The sequence below is a fragment of the Myxococcus dinghuensis genome (assembly GCF_024198235.1).
Classification (GTDB): Bacteria; Myxococcota; Myxococcia; order Myxococcales; family Myxococcaceae; genus Myxococcus; species Myxococcus dinghuensis.
The window spans coordinates 17,484-34,881 of sequence record NZ_JAKCFB010000011.1; the positions used below are offsets into that span (position 1 = coordinate 17,484).

Genomic DNA, 17,398 nt, shown 5'->3' on the forward strand with positions numbered 1-17,398 from the left:
TCCAACCCACCCCGCCGACATCGCGGCACTCAGCCCTGACGCGGCGCCCTTTCGGACAGGTCAACACTCGGAGACGTACTGACGGTAGGCAGACGTCTGCCCCCAGCTCTCCCACCAGCCACAGTGGCAGCCCCGGCCGCCAATCTGCTCCGAGAAGGTCGCGTCCCGGAAGTACATGATCAACGAATCCGGGCTGCCCGAGCAGTCAGGAATCGCCGCCTCTTGCGAGGACAGGTCCTGGACCTCCTCCTGCTCCACCGGTGCACCGCATCCCACGGCCATACAGGCCATCGCTGCCAGACCACTCACGATGATTGCTCGCATGCATCCTCCGTCGGGGTTGCGGCCGGAATCCTATTCGGAGTCCGCTTCTCCAGAAATACGGCAGAGACCCGCGAACGGGTCCGAGGGATGACGCGGCGCCTCCTCCCACCCGTGGAACCAGAGTGGGTCTACACTGCACCCATGCACCTGGAGAGACACCGTCGGTGGTCCGCGCTCGTGGTCCTGGGAATCACCCTGGCCGGCGCGGCGGGCTGTTCGGATGAGGAGAAGGGGGTGGATGTCCCCAACCCGCTGACGAACCCCCAGGACGGTCCGCCCGCGGGGAACCCCAACGCGGAGGCCACCTGCGCCGTCCCCGCCGAGGCCGGGCTCGCGGACGTCTCCCGCCCCACCTCGGTCGTCGGCACCGGGACTCCGGCGAGCTGCACCTCCGACGCCGTCATCCAGGCGGTGGCCAAGGGCGGCATCATCACCTTCGACTGTGGCCCCGAGCCGGTCACCATCACCCTCGAGCGCACCGCGAAGATCTTCAACGACACGGGGCCGGAGATCGTCATCGACGGCAAGGGCCTGGTCACCCTCAGCAGCGCGGGGAAGCACCGCATCCTCTACATGAACACGTGCGACCAGGCCCAGGTGTGGACCACGTCGCACTGCCAGGACCAGGACCATCCTCGCCTGACGCTCCAGAACCTGACGTTCGTGGACGCCAACTCCAAACCGGAGACGGAGTTCGACGGTGGCGGCGCGGTCTGGGTGCGCGGAGGGCGCCTCAAGGTCATCAACTCGCGCTTCTTCAACAACGTCTGCGCCGACACCGGACCGGACGTGGGCGGCGGCGCGCTGCGCGTGTTCAGCCAGTACAAGAACCTGCCCGTCCACGTGGTGAACACCACCTTCGGAGGGAAGTCCGGATACGGAGGCGTCTGCTCCAACGGTGGCGGCATCAGCAGCATCGGCGTGTCGTGGAACATCCTCAACAGCCTGTTCTCCCACAACCGGGCCATCGGCAACGGCGCGAACCCCGCCCAGCCCGGCACGCCGGGCGGAGGCAGCGGCGGCGCCATCTACAACGACGGAAACACGATGACGCTGTCCCTGTGCGGCACCCGCATCGAGGACAACGAGGTCAACGCCCACGGCAGCGCCATCTTCTTCGTGAGCAACGACCACTCGGGCAACATCCGCATCGACCGCTCCGTCATCCGCAACAACAAGGGCGGCTCCTGGTACCCGACGTACCCGCAAATCTCCAACCACGACGACACGCCCATCCAGGTCACCCAGTCCACGTTCGAGTGACCGTCAGTCCCAGGTTGGAGCACCGAGCCCTGGGGCTGGTGTTGCCGACTATCGGCAACGCCAGGGCGAGTTCACAGGGGGGGAAGAGGAGTCAGACTTCCTCGAATCGACCGCCGAAGATGCCGTTCGCCTCCAAGCCATCTTTGAGCTCCTCATCCACCACGAAGTAGAGGTGGTACCCCCAGAGGCGGAATACGCGAGCATTCCCGATCTTCGACTTGTCGATCCGCAGTCCCATCACGGAGCGATAAGTCCCCGCCTTCTCCGGCATCACATCGTCCTCGGTGAAGTACTGCACCTCCCTGCATGCAGCGTCATCGATACAACGAATCTCGCGCTGGACATTCAGGAGGAAGAAGGGCTTCGACTGTCCTTCGACATCCACGGGGAAGAGCTGCACATCCTCACGCGCCATCTCCCTGAACACAGACGCAACTCGCTCACTGACAATGGGCGTCAGGCCAATCCCGGCGAACTCGATATCCAAAGGCTCTCCGGGCCGATAGATGGGAATGCGGAGTCGCTCGTGCAGTTCGACCGGCTTTCCGTCACTGAAGCACCAGATGTCGTCTATCTCCTGGCCCTGTGCGTCCGTCGGGTCGCCCAGATGCCAACGTCCCTTGACGTACTGATCCGCGCTCAGCTCGAAGAATCGTCGTTCCACGACCTATTTCCCGGTACGGCCCATGACGAGTTGACGCAACTTCGACCCCTCCTCTACGAGATCGCGCGCAATCTTGGCAAGCTCCGAGACCAGGGAGTCCCTGCACTGAGCCTGGCCCCTGCATCGCGCCATTGCCAGTTGGAGCCGACGAAACACCTCGTCGTGATACGCCTGCGGGTGCGGCCCTTCGTGCCCTTTCAAACGGATGAGATTGGCGGGGTCGCTCAGCTTCATCCCCGCCTTGGCGAAGAGCCATTCGAAGCGTGGGGTCCACGGCCCACCATTCGCGTCGGAGACCATGTTCTTGTCCGTGCAGATGTGATGCACGTTGCCCTCGGGATCGCCCTGGATGCCGCCCATGGCGCCCGCCATGCCCCCCCGCAACCTCTCCTGCGCCCATCACGCTCGTGGCGACCGCCGTCGGCGCCAGAACCACGTTCAACACACCCGCCGAGGAGAGGGAGATCGCCCGAACCTCTCCGGCCAGAGCCCCCGCGAGCTGAAAACCTCCTTCCAGCGGTGCTCGACTCGCAGCCTGGGCGAATCCCGGCAGCCTCGGCCCCTGCGCCGCCATGGCGCCCTTTCCACCTAGAGCCGAGAGCGCGACGACCACCAGGACGCGAGCACCGTTGTCTCCCAACACCTTTCCGAAGCGGTGCCCTGCTCGCATCAACTCCTCGATGCTCACCGCATCTCGAGATTCGTCCATGAGCCGCAGGAACCCACGTCCGAGACTCCAGACTGGACCTGTCCCAAGGTACGCAATCAGGGACGCCGTCAACGCGACCGCGACCAACTTCGTCACGGGCTCAGGAGCGACCAGCATCACGAGCGCCGTCCCAATCATCGTCGTCACCAGCGCCCGGAGGGCAGCGGCATTCACCATGCCCTGAATCGCCTCCTCGACCCCTTCCCACACCGTGTCGAGGGCGAAATAGAGCGCCATCATGCGTCGCTCCATGAGCCCGAACGTCATGCCACCGGCAAGCATGTTCAGGCAGCCGAGAACCTCTCCCTGACGCTGGCAGATCCGTTCGTATGCCGCCGGAACGGGCCTCCCCTGCGCCCCATCGACGATTCCTCCATGGGACGCGAGCAGGGTACGCCGGTCATCCCGCTCGGCCTCACTGAAGGCCACGTCGAGTTGCATGTCGAGTACGAGCTGTACGACCGCACGCTTGAACGCGTCTTCGCCAATCTCGACAGGGTCCGACTCAACAGGCGTATACGGAATGGATGCGCCTCGGCCCGTATCGAGATGGACGATACGAGTCGACGCGCATCCGCTCGCAAGCAGCAACAGCGCAAGAACCCCTGATGCTCTCATGTGCCCCCCACTTCGCCCACCAACACCTCGGCAAGCGAGGCGCGGAATAACATCCGGCCACATCGACCTCCAAGTTCACCCACTTGCCATGGACGTCCAAGGTTGAATAATCCACAATGGCCGAAGGCACCCGCCACGGAGACACCTGGGCTTCCGAGCGGGGTCCATCAGTCCCTGGCACCCCCAACCATCGGACTGGACCCGCCAATGGCGACGCTCCAGAATCCCTGCGCCCCTTCACGAGAAAGGCTTGGCCGACAACGCCAGCCCCATCGACAACAGGAACAGCAAGAAGCACCGCCGGAAGGCGCTCGGGCTGATTCGCTCGCGGACCCTCTGCCCCAACCACATGCCCGCGAGCGCGGGCACGAGGGACAGGGACGACAGCCCCAGTTGCTCCAGACGGAACACCCCGTGCGCCAGCAGCCCCGACGCCAACGCCACGGTGGAGACGGTGAACGACAGCCCCAGGGCCTGCACCAGCTCCTCCTTCTCCAGCCCCAGGGCCTGGAGATAGGGCACGGCCGGAATCACGAAGACCCCCGTCGCCCCCGAGATGACGCCCGTGACGAGCCCCATCACCGGCGACAACCAGGCCTCGCTCCGCTCCGGAACCGAGAGGGCCGGGGAACACAGGGCCTGGACCGCATGGACGCTCAAGGCGATGCCCAGGGCCAGGCTCGACCAGGCGGGCTCGACGCTGACCAGCAACCGCGCGCCCAGGACCGTGCCCAGGACGATGCCCAGCATCATGCCGCCCAGGCGACGCAGCAGCGGCACGACTGCCGGCCCCGCCACCAGTTGCCACACGTTGGTCACGAACGACGGAACCACCAACATCCCCGCCGCGGCGGCCGGGGACAGCGTCATCCCCAACAGCCCCATGGCCACCGTGGGCAGTCCCATGCCCGTGACGCCCTTGACCACGCCCGCCAGCGTGAAGATCAGCGCGAACCGAACCAGTGAAGCCTCGTCCATGCGGTGAATAGGAGCCACCCTGGCCACCCGGCACAATGTGGTATTTCCCTCCCAGCCTTCGGATGAGCCGAAGGCCCAGGGAACGGTGACGGCTTGCGGCTCGACCTCGCGGACCTCCAGCTCTTCCTGTGCATCGTGGACGCGGGAAGCATCACGCGGGGCGCCGTCCGGGCGAACCTGGCGTTGGCCTCGGCGAGCGAGCGTCTGCGCAACATCGAAGCGGATGCCGGCGTCCCGCTCCTCGAACGACGTCCTCGTGGGGTCGTCACGACGGAGGCCGGTGAAGCCCTGGCCCATCACGCGCGCCTGATTCTACGCCAGCAGACCCTGCTCAAGGACGAACTGCGGGACTTCGCCGCGGGCGCTCGGGGCACCCTCCACCTCTACGCCAACACCGCCGCGCTGACGGAGTTCCTGCCCTCCAAGCTCGCCCCCTGGCTGGCCAAGCACCCGCGACTGAACGTCGAGCTGAAGGAGCGGACCAGCGCGGAGATCGTCAGGACCATCTCCGCCGGTCTCGCCGAGGCCGGAGTCGTGTCCGATGCCGTGGAACCCGACGGCCTGCGGCTCCACCCTGTCGCACGCAATCACCTGGTCCTGGTCGTTCCCACGGGCCATCGCCTCGCGAGGAGCAAGACGGTCCGCTTCGCCGACGTGCTGGGCGAGCCGTTCGTCGGGCTGTCCCCCGGCAACGCGCTTCAGGAGCACATCGAGGAACATGCCCGAAGCGCCGGCCGCGCCCCGAAGGTCCGCGTCCAGATGAAGACCTTCGAGGGACTCTGCGAGCTGGTCTCGCACGGCATCGGCGTGGGCATCGTTCCGCAGGGCAGCGCCCGGCGCTTGCGCAGGCGCCATGCGTTCCAGACCGTGGGCTTGACGGACAGCTGGGCGCGGCGGCGACTGTGCCTGTGCTTCCGCGACTTCAACCACGTGTCAGCCGCCGTCCAGAGCCTGCTCCGACACCTGGCGGCGGGAACCCTTGGACCGGCGGGACAGGTCGCGGAGAAGACTCGGGAATGAGCGACTTCACGCCCCCCGCGTCCCGGTCCAGCGCCTGGAGCCCTTCGAGCGCCGTCGTGACCTGGATGTGTTCGGGGGAGAGGGCGGCAGCCCGTCCCAGCATCAGAGCGCTGACGTCACCTGCCTCTGGCCAGGCGTCGCCGATGTCCATGCCGGCATCCTCACGAAGCCCGGCAACGCCTCGGCGCGCGTCAGCCACGCCGCGATGCCGGGCGACTCCGAGAGCGGCAACCCGGCCTGGTCCGCCAGACGAACCAACGGATAGCAGGCCACGTCCGCCAGCGTAGGGCGCCCCGACTCCAACCATCGTTCCCCCGTCAGTCGCTGCTCCAGCACCCGCAGCGCCGCGCGGGCCCGAGCCTGCGCGCCGACGAGGTCACATGCCACACCGAAGGCCAGGTGGTTGCGCGCGAGCCCGAGGCCGTTGTGCAACTCATTGGCATCCATGAATAGCCACTGAAGTACCCGCGCCTCCGCCGCCGGCTCCCTCGGCAGCCAGACGTCGGCGCGGTCGTAGGTCCGGGCCAGGTAGTGGACGATGGCGTGGCTGTCCCTCAGCACGACCTCCCCGTCGACCAGCACTGGCACCTGCCCGAGCGGATTGAGCGCCAGGAACTCGGGGTGGCGGTGCTCGCCGATCATCAGGTTCACCTTCTGCTCGCGGTAGTCGAGCCCCAGCAAGGAGAGGAACAGGCGCACACGGTGCGTATTGCCGGACAAGGGAAAGCCGTAAAGGATGCGCGTCATGAGGCCTCTGGGTTCGGTTCGGATGGTCACGACCGTCGCGAAACGCCGTCGACGTCGGGCACTGTGGCGGCGGCGCGAGGACGCGGCAACCACCTCGAAGGTAGTTGCGGGCATCCCCCTCTCAGCCCACGCGGACACGGCGAGGTGACACGTGGCACCGACTCCGCCAGCGCTGTCCGGGCCAGGCCCCGGAGCGGCCTTCGCCACGCAACTCAAGCACTGGCGTCATGCGCGCAAGCTCTCCCAGTTGGAGCTCTCTCTCCGGGCGCACGTCTCACAGAAACACGTCAGCTTCCTCGAGGTGGGGAGGACCCACCCGAGCCGCGACATGGTCCTGCTGCTGGCGCACGTCCTCGACCTTTCGCCGCACGAGCGCAACGTGTTCCTGGAGACGGCCGGCTTCACCGGGACCTTCACCCAGAGCACCCGGGACGACGCATCGATGCGGCCGGTGGTCGAGGCCCTCGACGTCATGCTCTCCCACCTCGACCCGAACCCCGCGTTCGTCGTCGACGGCACCTGGGACATCGTCCGCCTCAACACGGGCATGCGACGGCTCACGGCGGCGCTGGCCTTCGACCCCGCGCCCCTCCAGCGCGTGGTGGGCGAGTCGCGGGCCCGGAACATGATGCGCCAGCTCTTCCACCCCGCGGGCCTGCGTGAGCGCATGGTGAACTGGACGGAGGTCGCCCCGCGGATGCTCGCGCACCTGCGCCGCCAACTCCAGAGCCGGCCGAGCGAGGCGCTCGCGAACCTCTACACCGAGCTGCTGGGATATCCCGACGTGGCGGACCTACCGCTCCCTCCGCCCGACGCCATCGCGCTGCCCCTCGTCACGCCCATCGAGTACGCCCACGGGGCATTTCGGATCCGCCTGCTGTCGATGTGCTCGACCTTCGGCAACCCGCAGGACATCACCACCGACCCGCTGAGAATCGAGTCCTTCTTCCCCGCGGACGAGGAAGCACGTCAGCACCTGCACGCGCTCCAGACATCGGAGAGGAAGCGGTAGCCGTGGTTCACCCCTGCTACCAATAGAAGTCCCCCACGCACATGAAGAGGTGGATATAGGGCTCCGTGACGGTGTCGAGGTTGTCGTAGCGGAATCCCGTGAGGGATTCACAGACATCGACGGGGATGCCGAACCCGCCGGCGTGGGGACTGTCGGAGGGTTGAGCGGCGAGTCGCTTCTGGCGGATGGCCGCGAAGGCCTCCGGCGGGGTGCCACTGACCTGGAGCTCCCCCGGCCCCTCCTTGGGGGCACTGCCCTGAGGGACCAGCACCCGGCTCAGGGCGCGGCCCGCGCCTTCACCCGCTTGCGCTCGATGAGCTCGCGCGCCGCCCTCTCGCTCGACACGAACTCGACGTCACCCTTCAAGCGGCCCGTGTAGTAGAGGCCGAACGCGACGACCTTGGCGCTCGCCATCTGGAGGCGATTGGTCCCGACGTAGATGACGCCTCGCAGCCAGTCCGGGTTGGACAGCTCGCTGAAGTGCTCCCGCGCCGGCTTGTCGATGGTGGACCCGTCGATGTCCAGGACCACGAACAGCGGCCCCTGCGTCGCCACCACCTCCTGCACGATGGCCAGCAACTGCTTCGCGTCCTCCAGCCCCGTGGAGCCGCTGAAGTCCACGAACAAGAGATCGGGTTCCTCGAAGTGCGCCCGATGTGTTCCGAAGACCCATTCACGTCGAATCGTCATGGGAGGCCCCCACCTGGAACTCGAAGAAGCAGCACCAGGATAATGAATGGAGACAAAGCCTCCAATGACCCCAGGGTGTGGGGCACCTGACACCGTGCCCCACACGACCTCGCGTGAGCCGGACGCGCTCAGTCGATCTGCAACCGATAGGGACCGTAACTGAAGCCGCGAGTGGGGTCGATTTTGACCATGATGTGGTGGCTGCCCGAAAGCAGGGGCGTGAAATCTCCCAGGGGGGTCACCGGAACGGGTTGCCCGAGCGGGTCCACCACCTGGACACTCACATTCGACAAGCCAGAAGCCGTGACACGCCATGCTTGTCCCGCCACCAGCTCCGCCGAGAAGACGTCCACATCGAAGGACGATTCCAGCGAGGCATTGAGGGTCTGGGGCAAGGTGATGGCAGTGGCATGCGCCACATCATCCCCGTGGTCATCCACACCAACCCACTCCAACCGGAACTGGTAGGAACTGCCCGCAGTGACGGTGATGTAGATGGGGCCCGTGGCGACAGGGTCGAAGAGGAGTCTCGGCGGCCCACCAAGCTCAAGCCTTCGGACGGGGCCGACTGGTGACTCCAAGAGGGGACCCGACGAGGCGCCGTACAACATATAGAGATTCTGCTCCAGGGCGTAGAAGACGAAGACGTCCTTGTCCTCGTCTTTGTGCCGCCAGCCAGAAACGGTCTGCCCAGGCACCAGGACCGTCGCCCCCTCGTACGTGTCGGCATGGTCGTCGGGTCCCCTGTCGAGGGCTTCGATGATGAACGTCTTCGGCCGACGGGTCGCCGTGCCGTGGAACATCACCTCGAGGGTGTACTGCGCGTCCTCGGTCGCCTCATGGGCCAGGTTTCCGATGCCCGATGATTGGAGCAGTTGGCCCTGCGCGTTCTTGAGCTGGAGATAGGGAGCTCCGGGCGTGCCGCTCTTGGGCAGGAACTGGTAGATGCGACCGGCCTGCACGGGGAAGGAGAAGACGTCCACATCCGCGCGCGTCTCCAGGTGGGCGGAGAACTCCGTGGAGAGAGAGACCTCCGTCGCCGTCGCGGCCGAATCCCCGTGGTCATCGAAACCCAGATCCTCGAAGGCACAGGTATAGGGGCCATCGTGGAGACCGTCATACACATCGACGGAGTAGACTCCAGCGGAGGGTGCCTCGACGGAGACGTGCGTACGGTCGCCCACGACGGAGTACGAGTACTCCACCACCTGGCCCGCACCGTCGCGCAGGAGCAACGAGGGCCCCAGCTGACGGCCCGGCAGCACATCACAAACGAAGCGGTAGACATGGTCCTGAACCGCGACGAAGGTGAAGACATCCCGGTCTGAGCCACCCGACAGCTTGCCGGTAAATGGCGCGGAGGAGGGCGACAACGGCGTGGCATCCTCGACGGAGTCTCCGTGGTCATCCGTCTCGATGAAATCGAGGTGGAGGGTATAGGCCCCCTGGATGGCCACGACCCCTGGCATGAGCGTGCTGACCTCCACGACATAGTCGCCCGTTCGCGTGGCGTTGAAAATGGCCCCCGGAGCGACATCCCCCGTGGCAGTGCCGTTCGGGGTCACGACATTCACCCGGCAGGGAGTGACGACCGTCGATTCGCAACGCACGCGGTAGAAGGAGCCCCGGGACAGGGGCAGGAGGAAGACATCACGGTCGCTCGGGAACTCGAGCGTACCCGAGGCCACGGTCGTCGGTGACCAGGGCGTCGCCGTGGACGCCCGATCCCCATGATCATCCGTGCCGAGGTCGACGACCTGACAGGAATAGGGCCCCATCATTTCATGGTTCGGTGATGCCACGCTGACGTAGGCGGTCTCCTGGGCCTCGACCTTGAAGTACACCCCCATCCCAGGAGGGTTCCAGACATCCACCCGGACCTTCCTCATCTTCTGCGCGTCGTAGTACTGGATCATCCAGCCCACGAGCGGCGCGGGGAACGTGCACTGGAAGCGGTAGTAGTGCCGGGGTTCCGCGGTGAAGGAGAAGACATCCTCATCGAAACCGAAGTCCAAGGCTCCCGTGATGGGCCCAGCCAGGGGAGAGATTGGAGTGGCCGTATCGGGGGTATTCCCATGGTCATCCAAGAGCAGTGGTAAGTGATGAGAGGGGTTTCCAGATGGACTGGAGAGGAATCCCACCCCGAGCGGCTCGTCCGCGCTACTGCCACAAGCACCGAGCAGCAAGACACCCAGACAGGAAAACACGCATCGCATTGACATGAGGCACCTCCACGGGTCATCCAACCTCGTCACGGACTGAGCACAGACCCATGACAATGACTGCGTCGTAAGTCGGGTGGATTCCTGACATCCTGGCCATCCATCTGGTTCCGCCACACAATGCGCTACCGCTCAGAGGAAATCTTCCAGGCCTCCAGCCTTGGATCGAAAATGGGAGCGAATGGGATCCACGGGTCAACCTTCGGTTGACACCTTGGAAGCCACCGTATTAACCGCAAGATCGCTCATGCAAACACTCTCACGTCCCACCCTGCGGGCGCTGGCCCTGCTTTCCCTGCTCATGTCCCCGACGGCCTTCGCGGAGGAGCGGGACGAGCTGAGTCAGGCCTCGGAGAACGACTCCGTGTTCCCGCGCTGGATTGCCCTCTCCGTGCGCGGGGGCTACCTCATGCCGGGCGGGATGATGGAGGACGACGCCGTCTCCCCCGTCTACCTGTACGAGGTCTACAAGGGGCTCTTCGCCGCCATCCTCGAGCCCACCTTCCGGATCGGCTCGCACGTCGAGGTCGGCCCCTGGCTCCAGGTCTCCTACGCGCAGATGCGGGTCCAATGCTCCCGTGACGAGGTCTGTCCCGGCCGCAACCGGCGCTTCGGCCTCCAGGCGAACGTCCACTGGAACGCCCAGGGCCCGTACTCCCCCTGGTTGGGGCTGGCGGTCGGCCATGACCGGTCGTCGTTCTCACTGCCCGACGTGGAGGCCACCTACTCCGGACTGGACTTCACCTTCCAAGCCGGGTTCGACAAGAACCTCGCCGGCCCCTTCTGGGCCGGGCTCTTCATCAGTGGAACGGGCGGCCAGTACGACACGCTGAAGGTGGACTCTGGCACCGAGTCGGCGCAGGGCGGCGTCCGCGGACGCGCCATCCACCTGTGGATCGGCTTCGGCTTCCGCCTGCGGCTGGCCGCGCCCATCCCCGCGCACCAGAGTTGATGGCCCAGGACCGCTCGGCCGTACGGGTCCGACCCGACGTCCCGTGAAATCGCCACCGGATTGCAATCGCCCGCGCCTGCTTCGTAGAGAGGAGGAGTCCGAGTGGGGGAGTGACGGGAGCGCGGAATGCGTCGAGCGGTCGTCGTGATGTTCAGTGCCTGTCTGCTGCTGTGCATGAGCCTCCCCGCGGAGGCGAAGGAAGCGCCCCCCGCCCCCAGGCCGCTGTGGGGGGACCTGGCCCCCGGGCCCCACGCGGTCGGCTACCAGGTGCTCTACCGGTTCGACACGAGCCGCACCTGGGCTACGACCCGCCCCTACGGCAAGAGCTTCACCGCCGACCCCAGTGGCCGGCCCATGCGCATCAGCGTCTGGTATCCCGCCGCCGCCCGCGCCACGGGACGGAAGCTGCGCTTCGAGGACTACTTCCGTGGGGGCTCCGCGCCCAAGGGCTTCCCGGACGTCGAGACGCTCCTCGCCGAACGGGATGGAGCCTCCCACCAGCGCGGCTTCCGTGACGCCTACGCGGCCCTGGCCGCCACGCCCACGGCCGCCATCGCCAACGCCCCCGCCGCCCCCGGCCACTTCCCCCTCGTCCTCACCACGGGAGGCCAGGGCGCCCTGCTCACGACGAACGCCACGCTGGCCGAGTACCTCGCCAGTCACGGCTACGTCGTCGCCACGGTCTTCACGCTCGGGCCGAGCAGCGACGAGCCCTCGCTGGGACTCACCCCCGCCGAGGTGGCCATCACCGTGCGGGACTACGAGTTCACCTGGTCCGTGGTCAGGGCCCTGCCCAACGTGGACCCGTCGCGTCTGGCCATGGTGGGCCACAGCATGGGCGGCAGCGCGGCGGTCCTCTTCGCGATGCAGAACGCCAACGTCGCCGCCGTGGTCGGCCTGGACGGCACCTACGGCTTCCCCCATCCCCCCGCCGACCCCGGCATCCTCTCCGTCACCGAGGGCTACCACCACGCGCCCCGGAAGATGCGCGCCGCCATCCTCGACCTGCGCCGCAAGCAGCCGTGGATCGACCTGTCCGCGGTCCGCTCGTACCACCACTCGGACCGCTACCTCGTGACGCTCAGCCAGATGTTCCACTCCAGCTTCACCGAGGGCTCGCTCCACCAGCGCTTCTCCGGCGAGTTCCCGGCGAATCCGGAGGGGACGACGCCTCGCTCCAGCGGGGAGGGCTTCACCTGGACGTGCGCCCTCATCGAGGCGTTCCTCGACCTCCAGCTCAACGCGGACGCCAGCGGCCTCACCCGGATGAAGGCGGTCGTCGAAGGGAACCCGCGGGCCACGTTCGCGTACGAGCCCGCCCGCGCCGCCCGGCCGCCGCCCTCCGTCGTCCTCGAGCAGGTGGAGGCACGCGGCCTGGACGCGGTCATCGCCTCCGTCGAACAGCTCCGGCGCGAGCTCCCCGACGAGCCCGTCGTCGAGGAGGCCGTCTTCGTCGCGCTCGGCTACTCGTTGCTCGGCCAGGGCAAGGCCGACCGCGCCATCCTCGCCTTCCAGCTCGCCATGTACTTCCATCCGACCTCGGCGAACGCCGCCGACAGCCTGGGAGATGGCTACTCCGCCGCGGGCAGGAAGGACGACGCCCGAAAGGCCTTCGAGCGCGCCATCCAGCTCGTCCCCACCGACCCCGCGCTCGGCAGCGCGGAGGCGAAGTCCGGGCTCCTCGAGGAGAGCACCCGGAAGCTGAAGGCGCTGACGCCCTGAGCCCTCACCCCGCGCGACGCCGAAGCGCGGGCTTGCTCTTCGGGAGGTCCCCCACGAGGGCCTTCCGGTCCAGGGAGACGTCGAGGCGGTGCGCGAGCCACTGCCCCAGGTGGTCCATGCGCTCGGGCGCGTAGATGCCGCGCTCCAACACCGAAGCCCCCTTGGACGTGTGCATCCACAGGGAGAACGTCACCCGCTCGTCCTCCCCCAGCTCCTGGGAGACGTCGCGCCGCACCTCGAGCGACCTCACGCGATGGCTCACCCGCTCGGGGCGTCCAATCCGGTAGCGCACCCGCTCCAGCACGCCTGGCCGGACCTCCCATTCCAACCACGACTGGAAGGAAGGCCAGGCGCTCAAGGCCACCCAGCCCGCGAGCCCCGCCAGGGCCACCGCGAACAGCGGCCCCTCCACGCTCGTGCCGTCGATGCCCTGTCGCCACATCACCCCGGCCGCCGACGCCGCGAACAGGAGCGCCGCGCCACCGCGCATCCACGCACGCTGGCCCACCGCGGCGCCCCGCTCACGCCGGAACACCACCCCACCCCTCGGGAGTGACACGGCCTCGCGCCCCTCGGGCACACAGTCCGCGAGCACCGCGGGCGTCGCGCCCAGCTCCGAGCGCCCACGCAGTCGCTGGTACAGCGCCCTGTGCTCCGACACCGTCCCCAGCGTCGCCAGCTCGACGCGCCTCCCGGTGTGCAGCAACGCCGTCACTCCGCCCCCCGAGCCGTCGGGGAAGGCCGCCACGTCGGCGTACGGCAGATGGTTCACCCGCGTCCACGGCCCCCACCACCGCCGCCACCTCACGCCCTTCGAGTCCATCGCGAGCTGGTCCTCGCAGACGATGGAGCGCAGCAGGAACGTCCCGAAGCGGACGCCCACCCACAGCCATCCCGTCAGCACGGCCGCCAGCAGCAGGCCTCCCAACACCAGCCCCACGGCCGGGACGTTCGTCATCACCATCCGGCCCCCCATCGGCGTGGGGTCCAGCAGCTTCCGAACCACCACGATGAGCACGTCGAGGCCCAGCTTCGCGCCCGCGAAGCCAATGGCACACCAGACGAGCAACACCGCGGAGAAGAACCACCGCCGCTGACCCGGCGCGCGCAGCCGCACCTCCCAGTCCGGCGCCCCCTTTGCGTCGACCATGTCCTGCGCCTCCCCCTGCGTGACCTTCCACCCGCTCGAATGACTCGCATCCCTCTCAGGCATGCGGGCCCCACGCGGAAAGCCTGTCACCTCATTGTCGCCGGAGAAGCGCCGCGCGACCATCCCCTCGCATCCCGCCAGGGAGAGGTCCGACGGACCCCGCCCCCACCGGGCCAGACGCTCAGCTCACGCCCACCTTGCACCCGGGGAGCGCGCTGCGCAGCCGGTCGAGTTCCTCGGGAGGCAGGGTCGTCCAGTACAGGTCCAGCGCCCGCAGCCAGGGCATCCGGAAGAGGACTGGCGGCACCGTCTTCAGCGGCGTGGACTGGAGGTCCACGGACGTCAGGTTGCGGAGCTTCTCGAAGGAGTCCGGCAGCGTCGTCAGTCCCGTGCGGTTCAGGTTGATGGAATCGAGCGAGGCCAGGTCCCCGAGCTCTGGGGGCAGCTCGGTCAGCTCGGGGTTGAACGAGAGGTCCAGTTGCCTCAGCTTCGCGCAACGCCCCAGCTCGGGAGGGACCCGCTGGATGCCCGTCGTGCGGACCCACAGGGACTCCAGTTGGGTGAACTCACCAATCAGCGCGGGAAGGCTGCCCAGCTTCCGGCCGTTGAACAGCAGCTCCTTCGAGTCCCGGGGGAACGCGTCGAACACCGCGGCGGGGTCCTTCCCCTTCGCATTGATGGGGAGCGACGCGCCCTCCAGGTCCGGAGGCTCCACGGGCGAGTCGCCCTCCTCCACGCCCTCCAGCGCGGCGGACACCTCCGCCAGCGTCTCCGACAGCCAGGTGGAGAACGGCCCCAGCTCCGACACCGGCAGGCTGTCCTCCACCTCCCAGACGACCAGGGCCTCGCCGTCCGCGCTCTTCCCGAAGGCGAAGCCGTGGAGGTCCTCGATGTCGTGGGCGGCGAACATCACGAACCCATAGGCATGCGTGCCCGCCTCACGCTCCGCCCGGACGTCCCTCCAATCCCTGTCCGGCACCCCCACCTGCTGGGACACCCCCAACCGCCAGCGCGGAGGCAGCAGGCACAACGTGGACGCCGTCGTCGACAGCCACCGGTAGCCCAGCGCCGTGACGAGCTCCACGTACTCCGGAGGCAACAGCGGAGCGGGGTCGAACCCGGCCGTGAACGGCACCACCCGAGGCTCCAGGTCCGCCAGACGACGGCCCGCCGCCCCCTTCCCCAAGACCTGGACGACCTGCTTCTCCACGCGCTTCCACGACGTCACGAGCGATACGGGCTTCTTGGCCATGAGGCCACCCGTCCTAGCTCCATTCCATGGCACCGGGAAAGCACGCGCTCGAGGGGCAACACGCCTCGCGCCCGAGGCGTGCACCCGGGGTATGAGACTCTCGACTCCTCATTCATCCGACGTCCGATGTCTCCCGGGTTCCACGGAAGGTAGGGTCACCTCCATGCGAAGACGCCTCACCTCCGTCAGCGCGCTCCTGCTCTGTCTGTCCGCCTGTCGCACGGTCCCCGCCGCCGGGCCCGGGACAGCGTGTGTCCTCGCCGCCCGGCCCGACGAGGTCATCGCCGTGGAGGGCACACCGCTGCCCGGTGAGTTGCACGAGGTCTTCGACGTCCCGGATGCCCCCGCGTGGTGGGAGGCCGCGCCCGAGGACGCGGAGCGCCAGCGCTACCGCGAGGACCTGCGCGCGCGCCTGGGTGAACAGGGGCTCGCGCAGCACACGCTCCTGGACCGCTCCCGCGCGCTCTTCGCGACCCGGAAGGACGGGGCCCGGCGCGAGGCGGAGAACAGCGCGCGTGTGCTCGACGGGAGCACCGGCACGGTGGGCCCCAGCTCCTGCCTGGAGTGGCGGCTGTTCCAGCGACAGACGCGGCGCTTCCCCATGCTGTCGCATCCCACCGAGTTCCACGCCTACGTCCTGCGTGGACAGGGGCGACTGCGCATCTACCTCTCCGGCGCGGACCACGTGGGCGGCAAGCTCCGCGCCGAGGTGACGGACCGCGTGGCCGCGGACGTCGCGCGCGGCTTCACGCTCGTGGCGCACCTCCACAACCACAACTTCATGTTCGACCGGGAGCCGGGTGACCGCATGTGGACGACGCCGGAGACGGTGGACGACGTGGGCGGTGGCGTGGCCCCCAGCCTCAGCGACGTCCAGGCCTACCGGGGCCTGCGCGAGTCATTGGGACTGCGGGGCGCGTGGGTGACCAACGGCCTGGAGACAGGGCGCTTCACCGCGGAGGACTTCGACCGGCTGTCCGCGTGGGAGTAGCTCAACGCACCTGGGCGAACACCGGCGCCTCCGCGACGGCGTCCTGCCCCACCCTCACGAAGTACACCGGCAACGGGAACCGGACATCCAGCACCCGTCCCCGGGAGCGCCCCTCGAGGCGAAGCTCCCAATAGACCTCGGTGTCGCCGCGCTTCCAGGTGGACGCCGCCGGCTCCTGCTCCGGGATGGAGAGGAGGAGCTCCAGGGGATGCGCGGGCCCCAGGCGCTCCGCATGGACGTGCCGCGTGCGGGTGTACTCGGAGGTCCGGTGCGTGCGGATGCGGGCCTCGTCACGGTGCTGGACCGTCGTCGTCTTCGCGCGGATGCGCTCGAGCGTGACCGACATGAGGGATATCTCCGGGACGTCGCGTGAGAAGAGGACCTCGAGCCGCGCGGTCTTCCCCATCGCGAGGGGAACCTCGGGGAGTCGCAGCGTCACCGCGCCGAAGTGCCGCCGCCCACGCCAGCGACGCCGGAGCCGCGCGAAGTGCTTCCAGAGCAGGAGCCCCCCGGTCCCGCTCGCGACCCACGCGAGGCCCAGGAACAACGACCGCGCGTCCCCGCGACGCTCACCGAAGAGGCCGTGGACCGACTCGGACAGGAAGCCACAGGTGAAGAGCGCCGCCAGGGCGAACGGCAGCAACGGCCACGCCAGGGCGGACAGCCGATGGTCGTCCGCCTCGGTCTCGAGCGGCCAGTCACGGTCCCACAGCCAGGGTTCGTCCACGTGGTGCCTCGCCATCGCGCGCTTGCGCAGCGACCGCATCAGCCGCGCGAGCCCCCACCCCGCCCACGACAGCAGACCTCCCGCCAGCACCACGAGGGAGCCCTCCTCGGAGGAGCCCATCGCGTCCACGAACTGGACCGCGAGGAGCGGCCCCAGGCAGAGGCTCGTCAGCAGGGGAATGAGGCCCTGATGGTCCGGCGCCTCGGTGCCGGGAGCCGACTCCCGTGGAGAAGACCGCTCACGCTGGGGACCGTCTCGATTGGCCATCCGTCAATCCTAATGCCAACACGCCCCACGCACCCGGGCACCTCGCGCATGCCAGCCGACATTCACCGCCCCAATGGATGACACGCCCCC

16 protein-coding genes and 1 pseudogene are annotated in these 17,398 nt (G+C 67.9%); 6 read left to right on the plus strand and 11 right to left on the minus strand.

Translation table 11 applies throughout. The features are described from left to right. Positions 1-60: 60 nt before the first annotated feature. On the minus strand, positions 61-324 hold the full coding sequence (locus tag LZ198_RS16795) for a hypothetical protein (protein WP_253972990.1): 264 nt from the start codon (positions 322-324) through the stop codon (positions 61-63). Between the two features lie 141 nt (positions 325-465). Here LZ198_RS16795 and LZ198_RS16800 point away from each other — a divergent pair, with 141 nt between their 5' ends. Further along, positions 466-1,587, plus strand: coding sequence for a hypothetical protein (locus LZ198_RS16800; RefSeq protein ID WP_253972991.1), 1,122 nt, complete (start codon positions 466-468; stop codon positions 1,585-1,587). A 91-nt stretch (positions 1,588-1,678) separates the two neighbouring features. On the opposite strand, the gene LZ198_RS16805 is transcribed toward LZ198_RS16800, so the two are convergent. The 3 genes and pseudogenes from LZ198_RS16805 to LZ198_RS16820 form a co-directional block, all read right to left on the minus strand. Beyond that, complete coding sequence (locus LZ198_RS16805; protein WP_253972992.1) at positions 1,679-2,251, minus strand: imm11 family protein; 573 nt, start codon at positions 2,249-2,251, stop codon at positions 1,679-1,681. Positions 2,252-2,254: 3 nt separating this feature from the next. Further along, positions 2,255-3,578, minus strand: a pseudogene (locus LZ198_RS43655) (AHH domain-containing protein). 237 nt (positions 3,579-3,815) lie between these two features. After that, the gene (locus LZ198_RS16820; protein WP_253972995.1) at positions 3,816-4,556 is read right to left on the minus strand and encodes a sulfite exporter TauE/SafE family protein; all 741 of its coding nucleotides are present in this window, start codon (positions 4,554-4,556) and stop codon (positions 3,816-3,818) included. Between the two features lie 93 nt (positions 4,557-4,649). On the opposite strand from LZ198_RS16820, the gene LZ198_RS16825 reads away from it, so the two are divergent. After that, positions 4,650-5,576: a LysR family transcriptional regulator gene (locus LZ198_RS16825; protein WP_253972996.1), complete on the plus strand. Its 927-nt coding sequence runs from the start codon at positions 4,650-4,652 to the stop codon at positions 5,574-5,576. 102 nt (positions 5,577-5,678) lie between these two features. On the opposite strand, the gene LZ198_RS16830 is transcribed toward LZ198_RS16825, so the two are convergent. Then, positions 5,679-6,323, minus strand: a complete 645-nt coding sequence (locus LZ198_RS16830) for a glutathione S-transferase family protein (RefSeq protein ID WP_253972997.1) — start codon at positions 6,321-6,323, stop codon at positions 5,679-5,681. A 151-nt stretch (positions 6,324-6,474) separates the two neighbouring features. Between LZ198_RS16830 and LZ198_RS16835 the strand changes: the two genes are divergently transcribed. Further along, a complete protein-coding gene (locus LZ198_RS16835) occupies positions 6,475-7,335 on the plus strand; it encodes a helix-turn-helix domain-containing protein (protein ID WP_253972998.1) in 861 nt (286 codons plus the stop codon). 16 nt (positions 7,336-7,351) lie between these two features. Here LZ198_RS16835 and LZ198_RS16840 read toward each other — a convergent pair whose 3' ends face one another. The 3 genes from LZ198_RS16840 to LZ198_RS16850 all read right to left on the minus strand — a co-directional run bounded on the left by LZ198_RS16840 (position 7,352) and on the right by LZ198_RS16850 (position 10,040). Continuing rightward, positions 7,352-7,606 carry a hypothetical protein gene (locus LZ198_RS16840; protein ID WP_253972999.1) on the minus strand — a complete coding sequence of 85 codons (255 nt, stop codon included), beginning with the start codon at positions 7,604-7,606 and terminating at the stop codon, positions 7,352-7,354. A gap of 5 nt (positions 7,607-7,611) precedes the next feature. Then, entirely contained in the window at positions 7,612-8,025 is a 414-nt protein-coding gene (locus LZ198_RS16845; RefSeq protein WP_253973000.1) for a hypothetical protein, read from the minus strand. Between the two features lie 128 nt (positions 8,026-8,153). After that, positions 8,154-10,040 (minus strand): hypothetical protein, encoded by a 1,887-nt coding sequence (locus tag LZ198_RS16850; protein ID WP_253973001.1) that lies wholly within the window; start codon positions 10,038-10,040, stop codon positions 8,154-8,156. 454 nt (positions 10,041-10,494) lie between these two features. Here LZ198_RS16850 and LZ198_RS16855 point away from each other — a divergent pair, with 454 nt between their 5' ends. Together LZ198_RS16855 and LZ198_RS16860 are read left to right on the plus strand one after the other, a co-directional pair. Further along, positions 10,495-11,199 carry a hypothetical protein gene (locus tag LZ198_RS16855; RefSeq protein WP_253973002.1) on the plus strand — a complete coding sequence of 235 codons (705 nt, stop codon included), beginning with the start codon at positions 10,495-10,497 and terminating at the stop codon, positions 11,197-11,199. A 126-nt stretch (positions 11,200-11,325) separates the two neighbouring features. Then, positions 11,326-12,921 (plus strand): poly(ethylene terephthalate) hydrolase family protein, encoded by a 1,596-nt coding sequence (locus tag LZ198_RS16860; RefSeq protein WP_253973003.1) that lies wholly within the window; start codon positions 11,326-11,328, stop codon positions 12,919-12,921. 4 nt (positions 12,922-12,925) lie between these two features. On the opposite strand, the gene LZ198_RS16865 is transcribed toward LZ198_RS16860, so the two are convergent. Together LZ198_RS16865 and LZ198_RS16870 are read right to left on the minus strand one after the other, a co-directional pair. Beyond that, positions 12,926-14,071 (minus strand): hypothetical protein, encoded by a 1,146-nt coding sequence (locus LZ198_RS16865; RefSeq protein WP_253973004.1) that lies wholly within the window; start codon positions 14,069-14,071, stop codon positions 12,926-12,928. 181 nt (positions 14,072-14,252) lie between these two features. Beyond that, complete coding sequence (locus LZ198_RS16870) at positions 14,253-15,323, minus strand: leucine-rich repeat domain-containing protein (RefSeq protein ID WP_253973005.1); 1,071 nt, start codon at positions 15,321-15,323, stop codon at positions 14,253-14,255. Positions 15,324-15,486: 163 nt separating this feature from the next. Between LZ198_RS16870 and LZ198_RS16875 the strand changes: the two genes are divergently transcribed. After that, positions 15,487-16,314, plus strand: a complete 828-nt coding sequence (locus tag LZ198_RS16875; protein ID WP_253973006.1) for a hypothetical protein — start codon at positions 15,487-15,489, stop codon at positions 16,312-16,314. A 1-nt stretch (position 16,315) separates the two neighbouring features. On the opposite strand, the gene LZ198_RS16880 is transcribed toward LZ198_RS16875, so the two are convergent. Beyond that, positions 16,316-17,308, minus strand: a complete 993-nt coding sequence (locus LZ198_RS16880; protein WP_253973007.1) for a hypothetical protein — start codon at positions 17,306-17,308, stop codon at positions 16,316-16,318. Positions 17,309-17,398 lie beyond the last annotated feature (90 nt).

Bases quoted from the DNA above. Each gene is read 5' to 3' on its own strand.
- LZ198_RS16865 (WP_253973004.1), bottom strand. From the start codon at position 14,071: ATGGTCGACGCAAAGGGGGCGCCGGACTGGGAGGTGCGGCTGCGCGCG.
- LZ198_RS16795 (WP_253972990.1), bottom strand. From the start codon at position 324: ATGCGAGCAATCATCGTGAGTGGTCTGGCAGCGATGGCCTGTATGGCC.
- LZ198_RS16860 (WP_253973003.1), top strand. From the start codon at position 11,326: ATGCGTCGAGCGGTCGTCGTGATGTTCAGTGCCTGTCTGCTGCTGTGC.
- LZ198_RS16800 (WP_253972991.1), top strand. From the start codon at position 466: ATGCACCTGGAGAGACACCGTCGGTGGTCCGCGCTCGTGGTCCTGGGA.
- LZ198_RS16870 (WP_253973005.1), bottom strand. From the start codon at position 15,323: ATGGCCAAGAAGCCCGTATCGCTCGTGACGTCGTGGAAGCGCGTGGAG.
- LZ198_RS16880 (WP_253973007.1), bottom strand. From the start codon at position 17,308: ATGGCCAATCGAGACGGTCCCCAGCGTGAGCGGTCTTCTCCACGGGAG.
- LZ198_RS16855 (WP_253973002.1), top strand. From the start codon at position 10,495: ATGCAAACACTCTCACGTCCCACCCTGCGGGCGCTGGCCCTGCTTTCC.
- LZ198_RS16845 (WP_253973000.1), bottom strand. From the start codon at position 8,025: ATGACGATTCGACGTGAATGGGTCTTCGGAACACATCGGGCGCACTTC.
- LZ198_RS16830 (WP_253972997.1), bottom strand. From the start codon at position 6,323: ATGACGCGCATCCTTTACGGCTTTCCCTTGTCCGGCAATACGCACCGT.
- LZ198_RS16820 (WP_253972995.1), bottom strand. From the start codon at position 4,556: ATGGACGAGGCTTCACTGGTTCGGTTCGCGCTGATCTTCACGCTGGCG.
- LZ198_RS16875 (WP_253973006.1), top strand. From the start codon at position 15,487: ATGCGAAGACGCCTCACCTCCGTCAGCGCGCTCCTGCTCTGTCTGTCC.